This is a genomic window from Thalassospira sp. MIT1004 (assembly GCF_001858545.1).
Classification (GTDB): domain Bacteria; phylum Pseudomonadota; class Alphaproteobacteria; order Rhodospirillales; family Thalassospiraceae; genus Thalassospira; species Thalassospira xiamenensis.
In genome coordinates this window covers 115,508-132,566 of the sequence record NZ_MCAO01000047.1, presented here as the reverse complement: position 1 = coordinate 132,566, position 17,059 = coordinate 115,508, and the positions used below count along the sequence as shown (strand labels likewise).

The following is a 17,059-nucleotide window of genomic DNA, read 5'->3' as shown; positions in this document are numbered from 1 at the left end:
GCTATTTTGCGGACCTGTCGATATTGAAATGGATCGCCGGATCAAGGAACGAATTCATTTTGTCCTGTATGGCGCGCGGTCCCTTGCGATCGGCTAGCATGATCAGGCCTTCGGCAATCAGGTAATTGCGAAACCGCATGATTTCCTCGCGCTGCTGGATTTTGCTGGCGGCCGGCATGAAAAAGAACCGGGCGGCGACAATCCCGTAAAGGGTCGTGATCAGCGCAATCGCAAGACCCGAACCAAGCTGTGTCGGATCATCGGCCATTTTATCAAGCATGATGACAAGACCAACCAGCGTTCCGATCATGCCAAATGCCGGTGCGGCACCCGCCATGCTTTTCAGGATGGATACAGGCACAAGATTGCGGCTGAACGCGTTTTCAATCGCGTTGTGGAGCATTTCGGCGGTTTCATCACCGTTATAACCGGTGATGACGACTTCCATCGCCCAGCCCAGAAATGGCTCGTCCTTGCCAACGCGCTGTGCTTCCTGCTCCAGCGCGTTGATGCCTTTTTTCTGAAGCAGATAGCCCCATTTGACCACACGACCGACTTCGCCGGTCAATTGGCCCCGGCCCATCTGCGGTGCCCGAAAGATTTTGAAAATCAGCTTGAGCGCAAGCAGAACATAGCGTGCTTCATAGGCAATAAAAGTCGCTGCCAAGGTCCCGCCGATCACCATCAACGCACTCGACAGACTGATAAACACAAAATAGTTGTCGGTCGAAATGAAGATGGAGCCTACAAAAAGCCCCAAACCGACCAGAATCCCCAAGATCGTCGTAAAAGACATTGTCTTTTATTTTCTCCAAGCGTGAGCCGCTCGAATACCCCCAAGCCGATTAGAATTTTAAAGGTTTAATACCTTTTTTCCAGAATAGACAAATTGGCGGTTGTCGTCAGGTTAATTTTGATACCAAGATTTTAGCCGGCCCATATTTTCCGAAAATTTGTGACATTAATTCAATTTTGGATTTTGCCGGGGAATTGCAGTACACCAAAAAACAAACCCCGCACCACCAGAAATGGTGCGGGGCACAAAATGCAGTTCCGGAAAATTTCAGGATCAAGCCGACCGGATACTGATCAGGAAACTATCGACCTCTCGGCGAAGTTCTGTTGAAAGTTGCCCCAGTTCTTCAGCCACATTCAGGACCTGGTGGGCAGCCTGATCGGTTTCGGCCACCGTATCGCTGACGCGTTCGATATTGCTGCTGACTTCCTGCGTGCCAATGGCTGCCTGTTCGACATTCTGTGCGATTTCGCCGGTGGCATCGGCCTGTTCACGAACCGCATCGGAAATCGTGTTTGTGATGTCGGTAATCCGCGAAATAACGTTGGAAATGTCATCCATTGACTGGACCGTTTTGCCGGTTTCTTCCTGGATGGCCAAAATCTGTTCGGAAATTTCGCTGGTTGCGCGTGCCGTCTGGTTGGCAAGGTTTTTGACCTCTGCGGCAACAACGGCAAAGCCTTTACCTGCTTCGCCTGCGCGGGCGGCCTCGATGGTGGCGTTAAGCGCCAGAAGGTTGGTTTGACCGGCAATGTCACTGATCAGTTCGACAATCTCGCCAATGCGACCGGCGGCTTCTGAAAGTCCGGCGACGGTCTTGCTGGAAACTTCGGCTTCGCGCGATGCTTCGGCGGTGATTTCGGTTGAATGATGCGCCTGATTGCCGATCTGGGTGATCGAATGCGACAGATTTTCCGCTGCGTCGGCCACGGTGCGGACATTAACCGTGGCTTCTTCGGATGCGGCAGCAACGGTTGTGGCACTTTTGCTTGCCAGATCGGCGGCGCCGACCAAGGCGCGGGCCGTGCTTTGCATCCGGTCGGCCGATGTGGAGACCGAACCGACAATATTGGCAATTACCCCTTCGAACCCGCCAATGTGTTTTTCAAGCGTTTTCATGCGTTCTTCGCGCTTGCGCGATGCCGCTTCCTGTTCGGCTTCCATGCGTTTTTTTGCAATCGCATTGGTGCGGAACACATCGACCGATTGTGCCATGCGACCGATTTCGTCCTTGCGGTCAAGGTCATGGATGATCAGGTCGGTTTTGCCATCGGCAAGTTCAGTCATGACCGAACCCAGCTTGCTAAGCGGTTCGGTAACGATTTTCGACAGCAGCAACCGCATGCCAAAGATGGTGGCAAGTGCAATGACGATGCCGCCAATCACAATACCGATCAGGATCTGATTGGTTTTTGCCTGTTCGGGGGCAACCGAAAGACTTGATGACAGAACCGCAATCACGTCGCCCTTTTCGGCTTCCATTGCGCCATGGCAGCTAAAGCAAACCTCGCGATCGGCACCTTTGGTCACACCAAGAACAATTGGCATCGACAGGCGATAAGTGCCTTCGTCGGTATAACGTCCAATGGTTTGACCGGTTTCAATGGCTTCCTGATCAATCGCATCGCGCGGCGTTTTCAGGTCCTTGTCGCCATATTCCTTCATATAGGCCAGCGTGGTAGGACCCCATGCAGACCATAATTCGCCGGGATAATCCAGATTTCGGCTTTCAAACCAGTTGTTGAAAACATCAATACCGATGTCATCAGAGTCATCAGGACGGGCGGCCATCACATTTACAATCAGCGCATGAAGCGATGTCAGCTCATTCTGGCTTAGCTGATTAAGCTTGGCATCCATTGCCTTTTCTTCGGCAAACATCATCATGGCAAGTGCGATGATCACCGTGGAAGTAACGCCGAAGGCCGACGCCCACATAAAGCGTTTGCGAATGCCCATGGCATTGAAAGCCGATAACAACTTCATCACTGATCCCCGAATGGATTATGCAAATGCACGCGCACAGACCATCAATGATCCACTGATGGTCCGTATCAAACTGTCCCGAATGCAGCATCGGACCATGCGGGATGCAGGTCTTTGATTTGTCTCAAGTCGGATGGCAAAATGGCTGGATCATTCGGATAGGTAAGGGCGCGCCGGTATAGTTCGCGGGGGCGGAAACTTGTCATCTGGTAACTGGCAGGGCATAAGGTGCGTGGTTATCGTATCAGAACAGGAAACATCATGAGCATTTCATTCTCGGACGCGCAGAAAAAGCTCGAACAGATCACAGCCGAAATGCTGGAGCTGATCCGAAAATATGGTCTGGATGCTGAAAGTCCGTTTGATGTGATCCCGGTTGCACGCGCCAAAATCGACAATCAGCAGGACTATATCCGGTTTCTGGAGCTGTCGATCGAAGGCCGTATCTACGGCGAATATGCCGATGCGCTGCAAAAGAAGTTTGATGAAGAAGCGCGTCAGGCCGAAGCCCAGAAAAAGATGCACTGAACCGGGCTGGCTATTCGCCGGTTGGCGTCTTTTTTCTGTCTGATAGCAGTTTGTTCTGATTGCATTTTTTCCGATTAAGGCGATGTGTCACAAAATATTCCCGATCTTGTCACCGTCCTGCCGTTGAGAGGCGGCCTTTAGGGGATTATATCGCTGCTTGACGATGCGCTGGCAAAGCCGGGCGTCGTTATTCCGAAGGGGATTGTCATTCGGAACATCACGAGCAACAGGATGGCTGACATGAACAAAAGTTATGTCCAGACCTTGATGGAAGTTGAAAAAGTATTTGGTCAGATCAATGACCATGATTACCGCCTTTATCGCGCAGTATGGGGTAACCGGCAGGCCGCCGGGACCGGTTTGCCGCGTGGTACACGTGCTGAAATCAGCAAGAAACTTGCAAATGACTTTGTCACGGCAAACAACGCCGTAATGCATCGAAACACGGCGCACGCGGCCTAGCTGCGATTGCGGGCCGCAAACCCGATTTGCTGCCAATATTCGGGAACGCTTGATTTTAAACCGCCATCTGGTGTTAAAGATGGCGGTTTTGTTTTTCAGGTTAACCCCGGCCGGAGTTCTCCCATGTCGATCAAGTCGCTGATCCGTACCATTCCCGATTACCCGAAAAAGGGGATCATGTTTCGCGATATCACGACCCTGTTTGCCGATGCAGATGGTTTGCGTGATGTGATCGACAGTTTTGCTGCCGAATTTCAGGATAAACAGATCGACGTGATCGTCGGGATTGAGGCGCGCGGTTTTATCATCGGCCCGGCGGTCGCCGTAGCCCTTGGTGTCGGTTTTGTTCCGATCCGCAAACGCGGCAAACTTCCTGCTGAAACCATCGAAGTCGAATATGAACTGGAATATGGATCGGACGTGATCGAAATGCACACCGATGCGATCAAGCCCGGACAGCGTGTTCTGGTGATGGATGATCTGATCGCAACCGGTGGCACGGCTCTTGCCGCGATTGATCTGATCGAAAAGGCAGGCGGCGAAGTTGCCGGTTGTGCCTTTATTATCGATCTTCCTGATATTGGCGGGGCACAAAAAATCCGTGATCGCGGTGTCGATGTCTTCCATCTGGTCGAATTCGACGGCGACTAATGCCTCAAAACAGCTCGATACCCACTGAAAATGACGATTCTTGTCTCTTTTGAGCCGTAATTGGGATATAATCTTACGGTTGAATAATGCTGTAACATGTTCCGGTTTCGGCTGGAGAGAGGAAAATGGTCGCACCTGTCGTCAACAATCAGTCCATAAGCCAGGTCAGCCAGTATGGCCGACTTGCGGCTGCTGGTGCGCGCGGCGTTGCGACGGTTGACCGCAATAGCCAGATTCAGGCCCCCAGCGAGCATTACACTTATGACCCGGATAATGACGGTATCCTGTTCAATGCCTATATCGACGGCAAAGGCAAACAGCAATCCGGGCAGGGAAGTGCGGGTGATCAGAAAGACCAGCGTGCCGAACAAAGCCGCCTGTCGGCGGCTCGTCGGGCAAGCGACCGCGAAGGTGCGATTTCACCCGAAAGCGATATCGATTTCGCAAGCCTTCTTGATCCGGAAATTCCATTCGATCTAAGCGCGAACAGCGGAACATCATTTTATGCGGTGGTTAATGCTGTTGTGCATGGTGCGGGTATTCGCGGCACACGGGTTGATGCCTATATCTGATCGCTTGCCGGATTTCCTTGAAAAGTGAATACATTCCGTTCCGGTCCTTGCTGTCGTGCCCAAGCGGCATTATGATCGTGATCCGCCATGCGTTTCGTTTGCTGGGTCAGATATGCAGAACAAGCCGGTCCTTAATTCAGTATTCGAAGCCGTTTTTCGCCTGATTGATCATGCATTAAACGACAATGAATATCTGCAACCGCAAAAGCTTCATCGTCTGCTGTATCTGGCGCAGGCCTATTACGGGGCCAATTATCACGGTCGCATGTTGATGCCCGCTGTTTTCATCGCAGATGATATTGGTCCGATTGAACCGAACGTCTATGCCGTCATGGAAGAAAGTCGTCCGGATGTGCGGCTTAAATCGGTTGATCCCAAAACGCAGCATTTTATCGAAAGTATCTGGTCGCAGTTTGGTCATCACTCTGTCGAACATCTTAGCGAAACCGTGCGCAATCATCCGCCTTATCTTGATGCATATAAACAGGGGCCGGGTACGCTGATCCCGTTTCAGGTGATGGTGGATTTCTATGCCTCGGTCCGTAAAAGTGCCACCACGCCTGAGGCAAAAGAAGTTGTCCGCCCGCGTGTCATGCGTTCGCATAAGGGCAAACCGGTTGCGACCACCGATTGGTTGCCCCGTCGAATCAAATAATTTTCGGTTTTTGCTCGGATCTATTGTCCAATCTGAATGTCTTCGCACGGATCGGCACGTGGCAGATCATTTGTGAACCACATGAAATCCGCCACATTTTCTGATCCCATCCGAAGCGCATAATCACGCACACCAGGAAGGTCTTCACCCGGGTCATCTGCCTCGACCAGAATGACAACTGCAATATCGTTATCGTCGATATCAGGTGCATAACGCCGCAGATGGTAGGGTACCGCAATGTCATCACGCACATGCATGGCACCGGCAATCAGGAATGCGCCATCCGGGCTAATGGTTTTGTTCGCATCAATCATTGCGCGCGCAAGCGACGCATCGCGGGCAAACTGCACAAGCGAAAAAGCAGGTAATTGCGATTTGGGCAACATGTTGCAATGACCGTCTGCAATTTCCTGATCAAATCGTGCGGCAATATCATCGGGTAGCGCCGGCAGGGAGAGCTTTTGCGCAAGCTCGGTCGGCAGGGCGCTGATACCTTCGTTGATCATGGGCCGCAGGACATCCCGGGGCAGGTTGCCTGCAACCATCGGCAGCCCGTTTTCCTTTGCCGCCTCGGCAATCGGGGCATAGTCATGCCATGATGGCCAACCACTTTCGCCCCACTTCATTTCACTGCCAAGTTCCTCGGGGGGGACAGCCTGCCAGGCCTGATCAAGGCTTTCCTGCTGGTCGCGATTAAACATTTCCCAAACAACCGCACGCTTGGTGTCTTCGCGTTTGCTTAGCGCGCGGACCAATTGTGCCTGATGATGATGATGGATCGGATTGTCGTGTTTTTCCCCGATCAGGATAAAACGCGTCCCGGCAAGATGCGAAACCAAGTCGTCAAACATGATATAGCGCTGCCCGGCCATATCGAAAATCAGTCCCGGTGCCGGGGGCAGGGAATTGGCATCGGGAATATCACGCATGCCTGCCGGTTGGCTTGAGGTGCGGGCTTGCGCCTGCGCCGAACGAACCGGAAATTCCGTCGCCGCGATCATTGCTGTAATGGCAAGACACAGCGAAAGTGATTGTTTGAAACAAGATCGTGTGTGGGCACGAAACACAGTTTTCATCACGCGTGGAATTTCCAGTCCGTTGATTGGCCGATTTTCATTCCGACTTTATTTACTCAAATCCAGGGCGGTTTCAATATCATGGATCAAATCGTGGGCATCTTCGATACCGACGGACAAACGCAACAGATCATCGGGCACAGGGCTTGTTGGGCCTTCGACCGATGATCTGTGTTCAATCAGACTTTCGACCCCGCCAAGTGACGTCGCGCGTTTAAACAGTTTGCACTGATTGTGGAAATCCACGGCCCGTTTGCCGCCGCCCTTGACCCGGATCGACATCATGCCGCCAAATCCGCCGGTCATCTGACGCTTGGCAATGTCATGGCCGATATGGCTTTCAAGGCCGGGATACTGGACCTGCGCGATTTCAGAGTGGGTTTCGAAATGGCGGGCGATTGCCATGGCATTGGCACTGGCCCGTTCGACCCGGATTGACAGGGTACGCATACCACGCAAAAGCAGCCATGCTTCGAACACACCCAGAACACCGCCGCCGCCTGCATGCTGTTTGCAAACGCGTTGCCAGAATTCGCTGTCCTTGTTTGCAGTGGTAAGTGTGCCGGCCAGAACATCACTATGTCCGTTAAGATATTTGGTTGCCGAATGCATGACGATATCTGCACCCAGTTCAATCGGGCGGGTCAGAAGCGGTGTGGCAACCGTATTGTCAACCGCAACAATCGCACCGGCCTTGTGCGCGGCATCGGCAACGGCGGCGATATCGGTGATCTGCCAGTCCGGGTTGGCGGGGGTTTCCAGCCAGACCATTCTGGTTTTGCCCGGCTGGATATGTTTTACCCATTGGGCGGTATCGCCATTATCGACAAAATCAAATGTCAGTCCGGCGCGCACACCGCTATCAAGCATGAAGCTGCGCAGCGCCCAATACATTACCTTTGGCGCGACCACATGATCACCTGGTGATAACGCATGCAGCAAGGCAACTGCGGCGGCCATACCCGATGCGAAAAGCCGCGTCTGTGCGCCACCTTCGAGCGCGTCAAGAACCGCACAGGCCTGATCATAGGTCGGGTTGTCGGTACGAGTATAGCATCGGCCATCGTGATAGCTAAGATCGGTATTGCGTTCGAACGTGGTCGACGGATAGATCGGCGGGGTGACCGAACGGGTGGTTTCCTCGACCCAGCCCAATGCCTGAGCCGTAATGGTTGCGGGGTTCTGTTTCTTGTTATCGGCAGACATGGTGGCACCTGATTTTGTTGTCATTTATTGCCGCGCAACATAACGTGGAACACGCCACATCCCAAAACGAAAACAAAAGAACGACTGATTCAGATGCCCCATATTACGAACGATCCCCAATTCTACCTTCCCAAAGAATGCGATGTTGTCGTTATCGGCGGCGGAATTCATGGCTCTAGCAGCGCATATTACCTTGCCAAGGCGGGCATGAAGGTTGTCCTTCTGGAAAAGGATACCATTGCCTCGCATCAGTCGGGGCGGGCGTGGGGGTTCGTGCGTCAGCAGGGCCGCGATCCGGTTGAACTGCCCCTGATGATTGAATGCAACCGCATCTGGCAGGGGCTTGAAAAGGAACTCGACGCTGATCTGGAATGGCGGCAGGGCGGGGTCATGTTCGTTGCGCGCGATGATGCCGAAATGGCGGAATTTGAGCAATGGATCGAAGACGCCAAAGGATTTGATATCGAAACGCAGGTGCTTGATCCCAAGGGGGTTGCCAGGATCGCACCGGGCATCACGCGCCCCGGCGTTGGCGGGATTTATACCCCCTCTGACGGGCAGGCGGAGCCGAAAAAGGCCGCCCCGGCAATCGCAAAACGTGCTGGTGAACTCGGCGCCGTTATTGCCGAAGGTTGCGGTGCCATCGGCATTGAAACAATTGGCGGTGCAATCAGTTCGGTCATATCCGAACGTGGCGAGATCAAATGCAAATACGTGATCTGTGCCGCTGGGGCCGCGACGCATAAATTCGTCGCCAAATTCGGCCGTCGCCTGCCGCAGCAAACCACGCGCGGCACGGTGATCCGCACCACCCCGGTGCCTGATATCTCCGCAGCCGGTACATTGGCCGCTGGTTTGGCATTTCGTCAGCGTGCCGATGGTTCGATGAATATCGCGGACGAGTTCATGACGGACCTGGATCTGACATTGGGTCGGTTCAAATATGCCCGCGATTTTGCGCCGGGCCTGTTTGCCAACTGGGCGACCTTCAAGTTCCACCTGAACAAACGTTTCGTTGATGATCTGGTTGATCGCCTGCCGGGGTCGGCAGCATCAAAGCAGCCATTGATCGGGCGGCGGGAAAATCAGGCGCAGCCTTATGAAGTTCGCGTGAATAACGCGATGGCGAACCTGCAAAAGGTTTTCCCGCAAATCAAACAGGTGGGTGTTGTCGACAAGTGGGCTGGCGATATCGATGTTACCCCGGATGCCATACCGGTGATCGATCAGTTCGACAATCCAAAACATTTCTTTGTCGCCACCGGTTTTTCCGGCCACGGATTTGCGATGGGGCCGGTTGTCGGCAAGGTGCTGGCGGACTGGATCACAACCGGGCAGCCATCCATTACCCTTGCCGGGATGGAGCTTTCGCGGTTTGAGGATGGCACCATTCGCAAGCCGCGTACGCGGGTCTGATCTTTTTGTATGAGGAATAATCTGGCGTCGGGATCGTTTTCAAACGGTCTTGACGCAGGGTATCTGTCATGCAATTAAATGTTATGTTATAACGTAACTTTCAATTTGAGGCTCATGATGAAATTTGCATCGGTCGCCGGTGTTGGTCTGGCTCTTTTCGGTGCGGCACAAATCACCTAAAGCCGGGACCATGATCGCAGTTCTCCCAAACATTGCGGCCAGGGTTTCGGCTTTCGAAGACCGGCAACGATCTGCACGTTGCCGGTCTTCACCTATCTGTTATGCTTTATTGCGCGGCTTTGGTTTCGGGTAAATCATTCGTCTGATGATTGGTTTTGCCGTCAAAAAACCGTGTCGCCCCAATCGGGGCGGCAATGAAGTCATTCTCGCCAATGCCGGCATCCTTGCGTGCCGATGCCAACCGCACCGGCGGTTCGTCAACCGGTTCTGCGGTCAGGACGAAAGTCCCCCAATGAATGGCAAGCGCCTGCTTGATGCCCATTACCTGCATGATCTGAATGGCTTCTTCGGGGTTGGTATGGGCGTTGCGCATGAAATCGCTGGGCTCGTAAGCCCCGATCGGGATCAGGCCGAAATCGATCCCGCCATATTGTTCGCCCATCTCGGCAAACAGCCGTTCATTCCAGCCGGTATCGCCGACGAAATAGAAACGATAACCATCTGAGAATTCAAGGATGTAGCCGCCCCACAGCATTTCCTTGCGGTCCTTGGTGGTGCGCGCGGACCAGTGATTGCTGGGCACGTGGGTGATGGTAACGCCGCCATGCGAAAGGCTTTGGTCCCAGTCGAGTTCTTCGTACTGGTCGGGGGAGATTCCGGCCTTTTCCAGAAGGGTTCCGTTTTTCAGCGGCAGGATATAGCGCGGGCCATTGCCAATCTTTCCAAGGCTTTCGATATCGAAATGGTCGTAATGATTGTGCGACAGCAGCACCAGATCAAGCGTCGGCAACTGATCGATCCGCAATCCCGGCTGGCTGTATCGTTTGGGGCCGACATAACGGAACGGCGATGCCCGTTTGGCAAAGACCGGATCGGTCAGGATATTGAGCCCGCCATATTGCACCAGAGCCGTCGCATGTCCGATCCATGTGACTTGCAGGCGTGCCGGATCTGGATTGTGGATCGCGTCCATATCCGGGGCCTCGGTCGGGATTTTGCCGTGCTGGTGTTTGGCTTTTGGCCAGTTTTCAGAGCCGAAATAACGCCGCTTCAGGAAGCGCCAGAATGATCTTTTGCCGGTTTCCGGCAGGGGATAGCGGTTTTCAAATCCGAATGCTGTGTGGTGCGTTGGGCGTTTTTCGTCAGTCACGCGGTCAAATCCCCTGATCGGCTGATTGTTATTTTGATCCTATCAATGTGTCGCGGATCGGGAATTGTGCAAGTGCGGGCTGATCAATGGAAAAGGCCGGAACCGCGTTTGGTTCCGGCCTGCATTCCAGTCGGTTTATTCGATCACGGTCATGTAGCTGTCAAGCGGTGGAACGGTTTCGATAATGCCCTGATCCTTGAGATAATCGGCAAAGCGGGCATAACGGGTGCGGTCAACAGCAGCCGGACGGAGCGCAAAGCGCGGCAGGGTATCGGCCCATGCCTTGATGTTAAGCTCGTCATCCAGGTTCGGATAGGCCGCGATAAAGGCCTGCCAGCTGTCATCGGGATGGTTGACCAGATACTGCACACCTTCTTCAAGGGCGGCCAGCATGCGGGCAAAGCGCGGATCATCGGTGTTGTCGTTACGCACGGTCAGGATCAGCTCGTCATAGGGCGGAACACCTTCTTCCTCGACATAAAATGCCTTGCCCGGTTTGCCTTCGATTTCCATCTGGTTGAGTTCGAAATTGCGATAGCCGCCGATGATCGCATCGACCTGCCCGGAATAAAGCGATGGCGAGAGCGAGAAATTGACATTCACCAGCTCGACATCGTCAATCGAAACCCCGTATTTGCCGAGCATCGTGCCGAGTAACGCATCTTCGAAACCGGCCAGCGAATAACCGATTTTCTTGCCTTTAAGGTCGGCGATTTCCTTGATCGGGCCGTCTTTGAGAACGATCAGGCTGTTGAGCGGGGTTGCGACCAGCGTGCCGATCCGGGTCAATGGCAGGCCTTCGGCGGCCTGTACGTGAAGCTGTGGCTGATAATTGACGGCAACGTCACCCTGACCGGCGGCAACAAGACGCGGCGGGGCGGATGGATCGGCCGGTTCGATCAGCTCGACATCCAGATCATGCTTGGCAAAAAAGCCCTTTTCCTTGGCGACGATCAGCGGTGCGTGATCGGGATTAACAAACCAGTCCAGCAGTATGGTGAGCTTGTCGGCGGCAAAGGCCGGGCTGGTCATTCCCATCGCAACCGCGCCAATCGTAGCCGCGGTGATCATGGATTTCAGGCGTGACATGGATGAACCTCCTATCGGATATCGGATATATTTGTGATGTTCTGCCCCGCGGTTTTCGCAGGGAACTCGGTTTATTTTGCCGGTTTCAGGCTGTCGGGCTGCCAGGGCAAGGCCGCACGTAACGCCCGGTCGACAAGGAAATATTGCGTGATTGAAAAGGCACACAGGATCAGCAGGCAGGCAAAGACCATGTCGATCTGAACCCGGGCATTGGCATGTAGCATCAGATAGCCAAGGCCATGACTTGACCCGACCCATTCGCCGATCACCGCCCCGATGGGGGCAACCGCGGTTGCGACCCGAAAGCCCGAGGCAAATGAAGGCAGTGCGGCGGGCAGGCGCACATGGGTCAGCAATCGCCAGCGGCTGGCACCCATGGTGCGGGCAAGGTCGAGGAAACCCGGTTCGGTCCGTGATAACCCGTCAAAAAACGCGACCGTGACGGGGAAGAAAATGATCAAGGCCGCCATGGCGATTTTTGAGCCCAGACCAAAGCCCAGCCATAATACCAGAAGCGGTGCCAGCGCAAAAAACGGGATCGCCTGAGACACCAGCAGGATCGGCATCAGCCAGAACCGCACGGGGGCAAAAAGCGCCATCGGAAGCGCCGCCAAGGCGCCCAATGCCGCCCCGGCAAAAAGCCCGATCACGGTTTCGGCAATCGTGTATCTGGCATGGTCAAGTAATACGTCATGACGCTTGATCAGGGTCAGCCAGACTTCATAAGGGGCGGGCAGCATATATTTCGGCGCACCGGTGACGGTCACGACAATCTGCCATGTCGCGATCAGCGCGGCGATGATGATGAAAGGCCGGGCAAGTTTCAGCAGGCGCCGTTCGGTAAGCGGGGTGCGGGATGTCTTCGTCATGCCGTGCCCTCCGCCCGGTTGAGTTCTTCGGCGGTGGCGCCAAGCTGCCGGAGCAGTTCGGCCTGATGGCGGAGTATTTCCGGATCGGTGACATCGCGCGGGATGCTGCCCGCCGGAAGCATGGCGTCACTGAGGACCGCCGGGGTACCGCGCAGGACATGAACGCGATCCCCAATCCGAAGCGCTTCGAGCGGATCATGGGTGACCAGCAAAACCGTTTTGCCGCGCAATACCCGTGCCGCAAGATCCTGAAGGCGCATGCGGTTAAGCGGATCAAGGGCCGAAAACGGTTCATCCATGAGGACAACCGGGCGATCTTCCATCAGGGTGCGGGCAAGGGCGGCGCGCTGCTTCATGCCGCCAGAAAGTTCGGCGGGGCGCAGGTGTGCAGCATCCGATAGCCCGACCTTGGCAATCAGCGCATCGGCGCGCGCAAGGTCGGGGCGTTCATTGCGAAGCACCGCCCCCAGAACGACATTTTCCCGGACACTGCGCCATGGCAGAAGCAAATCCTGCTGCGCCATATAGGCAACCCGGCCCAAAAGTGGCCTGCCATCCGAGCAGGCAATATCCCCGCCCGCCTCGCCATCGACCAGCCCGGCGAGATAGCGCAACAATGTACTTTTGCCGACACCCGATGGGCCCAGCAGACAGGTGATGCTGCTGGCGGGCAGGGTCAGATCAAGATCATGGAAAATATCGTCGCCGTTAAAGGCCACGCGCCCGGCGCGCAGATGAACATCAAACGGCGTTGCGTTGCCCGGCATGACGGGGGAATTTGGGGAGGTTGCCGGTTTCGGCACTGGTTCTGTCTTGCGCATGCGATCCTTCCTACGCCGGTCTTAACCGGTTCAGGTTCAAAGGGTCGTCCGGCAACACCGAACCTCTCAGCCGATTTACGATCGGCCCCCCTGGAGATGACGGGACTATGCGCAGATCATGGCGGGACGTCAAGCATTGGAAAAAGTTCTTGATTTGTTCTTTTGTTTGTGGCATAAAGATAAAGTCAACGGGAGAAATGCACCCGGACCGAAACCCGCGAGGCCTTGTGCCTCGCGGGTTTTTGCGTTTGGGGCCAGATCAAAGAGGGGATCAGGATGCAGCGGCAAGGATTGAGGCAGGGCGGCGGGGTGGTCCGCAGGATATGGGTCGGGGGATGGCGAAGCCATTACGGCGGCGTTCCGCGCCGGTTCTAATACGCTTTTAACACGCTTGTTTGTCATGACGGGAGAGGTGCGTCTTGTCGGGGAACGGACCCCGGATTTGCCGAAAGAGGCAGCAATGGCAGCAGTGGCGGCATCGGATTGCGGCCCGTCGGTGGTGGACAGGTTGGGGGCAGTGCGCCCGAAATCCGTCTGCTGGTGAAAATGGCGAAGGCCCGAGGTGGGTCTGGACGCCGGGGGAGCAGGTTGCTGCCGTGGCCGGAAGATGATCGAAGTGGGCAGCGAGCCCCTGGACCGTCTGCTGGTGAAGATGGCAGTGGCCCGAGGTGTGTCTGGACGTCGAGGTGGCAGGTTGCCGCCTTGGCCCGAGGTGCGTCGAGGCGGCAGAGAGCCCGATGAGAGGCCGTCGGCGACGGTTGCTGGAGGCCCGAGTTTTGTTCCGGCATCGGTGGTCGGTGGTCATGGCATCGTCGAAAGAGCCCGAAATGGGCAGCGAGCCTTTGGGCCGTCTGTGGACCATCGGTTGGCGGGGCTGGCGGCGGCCCGAGTTGTGTCTGAACGTCGGGGGAGCAGGTTGTCGCCGCGGCCGGAGCGGGTCACGAGCCGGTGGGTGTTCCGTCGGGCATCAGTTGGGGAGGTTGCTGGAGGCCCCAGATTTGTCCGGGCTTCATGGTCATGGCATTGCCGAAAGGGGCCGGAGCGGGCAGCGATGCCGGGGGCGGTCAGTGGGCTGTCCGGCAACACCGAACCCAGGTCAATTCACGATTGGCCCCTGAAGATGACAGGACGTTAATAGTTGGTATCAACCGTTGATTCTTGACTAGAATCTTTCTCCGATACCATCCGCAACTAGGGATGAAAAAGTTTCTACCAGTTCTATCTTTGAGCGCCATCTGCCAAACGAATATATTAGGTCGTCAAATGGAAGTTCTAAGATGATATTTTTGCGAGGATTAAATAATACAATGTTTTTCCACTCAAATCCGTTTCCCTCTATTGCGTTTATATAGCTAAGAATCCAATACATCATTACTTGCCGATAGTCCGAAGCGGAAAATCTTTTATTTGTGCACTTAATTTCAATCAATGTGTCGTTGATGCTAAAATCTCCAACTCCATTGGATATCCAATTATAGCCAGGTATCTTAGGGGAGATCGCGACATCATTTAGATTTTTGGAAGAAATAATTCTGAGGCCGATATGCAGATTTTGGCCAATTTGGTTTGCTATTTTTTTATCAATGGCATCGATTTTCTGAGGAGCTGTAGCATCAAAATGTTTCCTTTGGCGATTTACGGCGGTGCGAAGGTTCTGTTCCCAATCGGGTTCAATGCGATTAGATAGTAATTCTTCTCCCCGAGCGACGCATAGTTCAAATAGCATTGCCCGTGATAGGGAGCTTTTAACTATATTGGCATCGTCAACTGCTTTGCACTCATCTATAGTATCGCAATCTTGGTTGTAGTACCCAACAAGGCTAGAGTTGAGTTGGGGGAAAACAGTGTCAATAATGCCGGGAATGTCTCGTGAGACAGTTCGTGGATCTCTTGCTGGCATACGTGGATTAAGCATTTTTTGTCCATGCCAGATAATGTTCTATTAGTGGGTCTTTTGAGTGTTCATTTCCATCTTCTGATGGAGTTTTAATCCCAATAGTCCAATTGTTAATAACTTTGATTTTTTCTTGTTTTCTGAAATGGGCTCCTTCTTCCCTAAAGAAATAGGTCGACATCCACAATGCTTTTTGTTCTTCATGTGGCATTGATGTCCATCTATTTCTAAGTTGATTAAACTTAGGCCTGTCCTTCCAGTGTCCCCAGCAGTTAATGCAAGATTTTCTTATTTCTACCGATTTTGTTTTGGAATAAAGATCAGAAATAAATCGTGATCTGATATCTGTTTTGGAAAAAGTTAAACATTTTAAAAAATGAAGGCAGTTGGATTCTGGTAGTAGAAGGTGTGATGAGTTTGTTATGACTCCATCAATTTTTTTGTTTATATGTTTGTGTATTATAGAGAATTCTTTGTTGTTTAGCGTTGCGTAAATGCCTCTCATTATCGTTCCGAATGATGCTCTGAATGCATTTATGTTTTTAGCATCTAGAAGCGTAGTTATTAAATCTTCCGCGACTTCAGGCTTTTGATATTGCACAGTTCTACTGATTTGCTTGACTAAATAGCTATCAGATTGACTTTTTTTCGACTCATCTAGAAGAAGCCTTTTGATATCTATTTGCGATACAGTGCTCTTTAATTCTTCGTAGTCGTCCTCCGCTTTGTCAGAATAAGGGTCGAAATATATATCGATTTCACGCAGGGTACCTGCATCGCCATCGTGAGAGAATAACTGCGTCTGAATATATTCTCTGTAATGTTTTGCGGTAAGAATTGTGGTCTTGTTTCGATTTAATGAAAGTCCATAATCAGCTAGGGCATGGGATAATGTTGATAGTGCTTTGTAGGCATCTTCCTGATTCTCTGTGATTAAAACGAAATCATCAACATACCGATGCCAGATTATTTTTTCAGAAGTCAATATCTCGTCAATTGAGTGCATCATTAATTCTGCAAGTATTCGTGAGCACTGTCCTCCAACTGGAAGTCCAAATGATCTTCCTGAAGATAGGTGAGAAAGTATTCTAATTATTTGTGTTGGTATTGTGCTGTGTTCAGAGAATAAATCGCTGAGGCTGTTTTCTAACCGATGGTGATATATGTGTTCGTAGAAGCTCGACACGTCAGTTTGAATGATTATATTTGAATCTTCTAAGGAATTTGGGTCATCTAGCGTTGATTGGCGGTATGATTTCCAAGACCTTTCCTTGTCAAATAATGTATCCTCACTCGGTAAGAACCTGTAAGAGTGTGCATTAGAATATCTTTTGGGTTCCAGCTTTTCCGCGATCGAAATACCGAGCGCGTTCAAGTAAATATTTAAGAATGGAGCAATCTTGGTTGCTATCCTGAAGCCGTGAGGACCAGTTGCAACCAGCATCCGTTCAGAAAAGAATTCTAGTTTTTTAATTTCATTATGTGCAAATTTATTTCCACCACTTTCTAGGCGTTGAAAATATTCGAGCGCGAGATTGGCGCTCTCATTGATATGCTCTCTGAAAAACGTCAATTCCCTATCATATGGCAACGTATCATTGTCACCATATTTCGCTGATTCTCTTATCGCGAGTTCGAAATGAGATAAGCTAACATCTGACATTTTTGATCAGGTTTCCGCGAGGTGATTAGAGTAAATTTATTGTGA

At 52.7% G+C, this 17,059-nt stretch carries 16 protein-coding genes and 1 riboswitch; of the genes, 6 read left to right on the top strand and 10 right to left on the bottom strand.

The window, feature by feature from the left end; genetic code table 11:
• Position 1 precedes the first annotated feature (1 nt).
• Positions 2–796 (bottom strand): MotA/TolQ/ExbB proton channel family protein, encoded by a 795-nt coding sequence (locus tag BC440_RS21725; RefSeq protein ID WP_071241370.1) that lies wholly within the window; start codon positions 794–796, stop codon positions 2–4.
• Positions 797–1,069: 273 nt separating this feature from the next.
• Complete coding sequence (locus BC440_RS21720; protein WP_247643640.1) at positions 1,070–2,782, bottom strand: HAMP domain-containing methyl-accepting chemotaxis protein; 1,713 nt, start codon at positions 2,780–2,782, stop codon at positions 1,070–1,072.
• 261 nt (positions 2,783–3,043) lie between these two features.
• On the opposite strand from BC440_RS21720, the gene BC440_RS21715 reads away from it, so the two are divergent.
• From BC440_RS21715 to BC440_RS21695, 5 genes are all read left to right on the top strand, one after another.
• The gene (locus tag BC440_RS21715) at positions 3,044–3,310 is read left to right on the top strand and encodes a hypothetical protein (RefSeq protein ID WP_007091600.1); all 267 of its coding nucleotides are present in this window, start codon (positions 3,044–3,046) and stop codon (positions 3,308–3,310) included.
• A gap of 240 nt (positions 3,311–3,550) precedes the next feature.
• Positions 3,551–3,772, top strand: a complete 222-nt coding sequence (locus BC440_RS21710) for a hypothetical protein (RefSeq protein WP_007091599.1) — start codon at positions 3,551–3,553, stop codon at positions 3,770–3,772.
• 123 nt (positions 3,773–3,895) lie between these two features.
• Positions 3,896–4,423 (top strand): adenine phosphoribosyltransferase, encoded by a 528-nt coding sequence (locus BC440_RS21705; protein ID WP_071241368.1) that lies wholly within the window; start codon positions 3,896–3,898, stop codon positions 4,421–4,423.
• Positions 4,424–4,548: 125 nt separating this feature from the next.
• A complete protein-coding gene (locus BC440_RS21700; RefSeq protein WP_071241367.1) occupies positions 4,549–4,995 on the top strand; it encodes a hypothetical protein in 447 nt (148 codons plus the stop codon).
• A 112-nt stretch (positions 4,996–5,107) separates the two neighbouring features.
• Positions 5,108–5,650 (top strand): hypothetical protein, encoded by a 543-nt coding sequence (locus tag BC440_RS21695; RefSeq protein ID WP_071241366.1) that lies wholly within the window; start codon positions 5,108–5,110, stop codon positions 5,648–5,650.
• Positions 5,651–5,670: 20 nt separating this feature from the next.
• On the opposite strand, the gene BC440_RS21690 is transcribed toward BC440_RS21695, so the two are convergent.
• Positions 5,671–6,726 carry a ChaN family lipoprotein gene (locus BC440_RS21690; protein ID WP_071241365.1) on the bottom strand — a complete coding sequence of 352 codons (1,056 nt, stop codon included), beginning with the start codon at positions 6,724–6,726 and terminating at the stop codon, positions 5,671–5,673.
• A 48-nt stretch (positions 6,727–6,774) separates the two neighbouring features.
• On the bottom strand, positions 6,775–7,956 hold the full coding sequence (locus tag BC440_RS21685) for a PLP-dependent aspartate aminotransferase family protein (RefSeq protein ID WP_071241364.1): 1,182 nt from the start codon (positions 7,954–7,956) through the stop codon (positions 6,775–6,777).
• Positions 7,957–8,025: 69 nt separating this feature from the next.
• Between BC440_RS21685 and BC440_RS21680 the strand changes: the two genes are divergently transcribed.
• Entirely contained in the window at positions 8,026–9,348 is a 1,323-nt protein-coding gene (locus tag BC440_RS21680; RefSeq protein WP_071241363.1) for an FAD-binding oxidoreductase, read from the top strand.
• 286 nt (positions 9,349–9,634) lie between these two features.
• Here the strand turns inward: BC440_RS21680 and BC440_RS21675 are convergent, their stop codons facing one another.
• The 6 genes from BC440_RS21675 to BC440_RS21650 form a co-directional block, all read right to left on the bottom strand.
• A complete protein-coding gene (locus BC440_RS21675) occupies positions 9,635–10,678 on the bottom strand; it encodes an MBL fold metallo-hydrolase (RefSeq protein WP_071241362.1) in 1,044 nt (347 codons plus the stop codon).
• A 135-nt stretch (positions 10,679–10,813) separates the two neighbouring features.
• Positions 10,814–11,767, bottom strand: coding sequence for an ABC transporter substrate-binding protein (locus BC440_RS21670; RefSeq protein ID WP_071241361.1), 954 nt, complete (start codon positions 11,765–11,767; stop codon positions 10,814–10,816).
• Positions 11,768–11,838: 71 nt separating this feature from the next.
• Positions 11,839–12,636, bottom strand: coding sequence for an ABC transporter permease (locus BC440_RS21665; protein WP_071241360.1), 798 nt, complete (start codon positions 12,634–12,636; stop codon positions 11,839–11,841).
• On the bottom strand, positions 12,633–13,457 hold the full coding sequence (locus BC440_RS21660; protein ID WP_139192172.1) for an ABC transporter ATP-binding protein: 825 nt from the start codon (positions 13,455–13,457) through the stop codon (positions 12,633–12,635). The genes BC440_RS21665 and BC440_RS21660 overlap by 4 nt, the downstream gene beginning before the upstream one ends.
• Positions 13,448–13,559: riboswitch (TPP riboswitch) on the bottom strand. (Overlaps the previous gene by 10 nt.)
• Positions 13,560–14,619: 1,060 nt before the next feature.
• Positions 14,620–15,372: a hypothetical protein gene (locus tag BC440_RS21655; protein ID WP_071241359.1), complete on the bottom strand. Its 753-nt coding sequence runs from the start codon at positions 15,370–15,372 to the stop codon at positions 14,620–14,622.
• The gene (locus tag BC440_RS21650) at positions 15,365–17,014 is read right to left on the bottom strand and encodes an RNA-directed DNA polymerase (RefSeq protein ID WP_071241358.1); all 1,650 of its coding nucleotides are present in this window, start codon (positions 17,012–17,014) and stop codon (positions 15,365–15,367) included. Before BC440_RS21650 ends, BC440_RS21655 begins: the two co-directional genes overlap by 8 nt.
• Between the last annotated feature and the right edge of the window lie 45 nt (positions 17,015–17,059).

Coding starts and splice junctions, on each gene's coding strand:
- BC440_RS21670 (WP_071241361.1), bottom strand. CDS start 11,767: ATGTCACGCCTGAAATCCATGATCACCGCGGCTACGATTGGCGCGGTT.
- BC440_RS21655 (WP_071241359.1), bottom strand. CDS start 15,372: ATGCTTAATCCACGTATGCCAGCAAGAGATCCACGAACTGTCTCACGA.
- BC440_RS21700 (WP_071241367.1), top strand. CDS start 4,549: ATGGTCGCACCTGTCGTCAACAATCAGTCCATAAGCCAGGTCAGCCAG.
- BC440_RS21725 (WP_071241370.1), bottom strand. CDS start 796: ATGTCTTTTACGACGATCTTGGGGATTCTGGTCGGTTTGGGGCTTTTT.
- BC440_RS21715 (WP_007091600.1), top strand. CDS start 3,044: ATGAGCATTTCATTCTCGGACGCGCAGAAAAAGCTCGAACAGATCACA.
- BC440_RS21685 (WP_071241364.1), bottom strand. CDS start 7,956: ATGACAACAAAATCAGGTGCCACCATGTCTGCCGATAACAAGAAACAG.
- BC440_RS21650 (WP_071241358.1), bottom strand. CDS start 17,014: ATGTCAGATGTTAGCTTATCTCATTTCGAACTCGCGATAAGAGAATCA.
- BC440_RS21680 (WP_071241363.1), top strand. CDS start 8,026: ATGCCCCATATTACGAACGATCCCCAATTCTACCTTCCCAAAGAATGC.
- BC440_RS21690 (WP_071241365.1), bottom strand. CDS start 6,726: ATGAAAACTGTGTTTCGTGCCCACACACGATCTTGTTTCAAACAATCA.
- BC440_RS21720 (WP_247643640.1), bottom strand. CDS start 2,782: ATGAAGTTGTTATCGGCTTTCAATGCCATGGGCATTCGCAAACGCTTT.
- BC440_RS21660 (WP_139192172.1), bottom strand. CDS start 13,457: ATGCGCAAGACAGAACCAGTGCCGAAACCGGCAACCTCCCCAAATTCC.
- BC440_RS21665 (WP_071241360.1), bottom strand. CDS start 12,636: ATGACGAAGACATCCCGCACCCCGCTTACCGAACGGCGCCTGCTGAAA.
- BC440_RS21695 (WP_071241366.1), top strand. CDS start 5,108: ATGCAGAACAAGCCGGTCCTTAATTCAGTATTCGAAGCCGTTTTTCGC.
- BC440_RS21710 (WP_007091599.1), top strand. CDS start 3,551: ATGAACAAAAGTTATGTCCAGACCTTGATGGAAGTTGAAAAAGTATTT.
- BC440_RS21705 (WP_071241368.1), top strand. CDS start 3,896: ATGTCGATCAAGTCGCTGATCCGTACCATTCCCGATTACCCGAAAAAG.